The 1,482-nt window shown below is 68.6% G+C and carries 1 protein-coding gene; it reads left to right on the forward strand.

All coding sequences use genetic code 11. From position 1 onward, the window contains the following. Positions 1-85 precede the first annotated feature (85 nt). Positions 86-1,482 (forward strand): IS481 family transposase (locus tag BG22_RS09985; protein ID WP_258186332.1); only part of this gene is annotated, 1,397 nt, incomplete at its 3' end.

The following is a 1,482-nucleotide window of genomic DNA, read 5'->3' on the forward strand; positions in this document are numbered from 1 at the left end:
GTCTAGTTCGAGCGGATAGTTTACGCATGTCTTGGGGCATGGTTGACGCCGTGTCTTGGGGCATGGTTGACGGGTGTCTCGGGGCATGGTTTACAGGTTGGTGCCGGTTGATTGGTGTATGGATACACAATCACAGAAGCTGACACCAGCACATTCCAACGGCGACGACGGTGACGCCCGCAGCGAGTTCCTGCGCAATAGGGCCATCGTCAACGCGATCCTCGCCGGCATGCCGGTGACGGAGGCCGCCCGTCGCCACGGCGTCACCCGCCAGTGGGCGCACGAGCTGAAACGCCGGTACGAGAAGGACGGCGAGGCGGGCCTCCTGCCCCGTTCCCGTCGCGCGCGCCGCATCGCGAACAAGACCGACGGGCGCATCGCGGAGCGGATCGTCGCGATCCGCCGCGAACTGACGGCCGGGGGATTGGACGCGGGCGCGGAGTCCATCGCCGCCAGGCTGGAGCGCGAGGGCGCCACGCCTCCCGCGAACTCCACGATCCACCGGATCCTCAGGGACGCCGGACTGGTCAGGCCCGAGCCGAGGAAACGGCCCAGATCCTCGTACACGAGGTTCGAGGCCGACCTGCCCAACGAGACGTGGCAGTCGGACTTCACCCACTGGCCGATCGCCGACGGCACGGACGCGCTCGTCGTCTCCTGGCTCGACGACCACTCGAGGTTCCTCCTGTACTCGCACGCGCACGCGACGGTCACCATGAAGACGATCGAGGAGTCGTTCCGCCAGGCGTGCTCCCGGTACGGGATCCCCGCGTCCACGCTCACCGACAACGGCACCGTGTACACGACCCGCCTGCACTCGGCCGAGCCCGGCCCGTTCGAGCGCACGCTCGCGTTGATGGGCGTGCGCCAGAAGAACGGCAGCCCCTACCATCCCCAGACCCAGGGCAAGATCGAACGCTGGCACCGCACCCTCAAGCAATGGCTCGCGGCCCGGCCCCTCGCGCGCGACCTCGACGAACTCAACCGCCAGCTGGACGAGTTCCGCCGCGAGTACAACGAGGAACGCCCCCACCGCGCCCTCGACCGGCATACGCCCAGGGAGGCGTACGAGGCGAAGGGCAAGGCCGGACCCGACCCCGAGATCGCCGCGCGCGAGCAGGCCAGACGCGACGGGGAGGCACGGGCCGCGAACGAACGGGACGCCGCCGAAGGAAAGACCCGGCGCCGCAGGCCGGTCCCCGTCGCCGAGCGGACGGAACCCGTACGCGTCGACGTCACCGTCCCCGCCAGACCCCACAAGGTCAGCAAAGACGGGTGCATCACGCAAAAGGGCATCGCCGGCGGACGACGCACCGTCAACGTCGGCAGGGAGAACGCCGGAAAGACCGTGGAACTGGAGATCACCCACGGCACCATCATCGTCGTCGACCCCGCCACCGGCGAGATCCTCGCCGACCAGACACTCGACACCACCCGCGACTACCAGTACCGCAAACCCATGCCCGGCGTCAACCATGCCCC

Origin of the sequence: Bifidobacterium sp. UTBIF-78, from assembly GCF_006408945.1 — a bacterium.
Classification (GTDB): Bacteria; Actinomycetota; Actinomycetes; order Actinomycetales; family Bifidobacteriaceae; genus Bifidobacterium; species Bifidobacterium myosotis.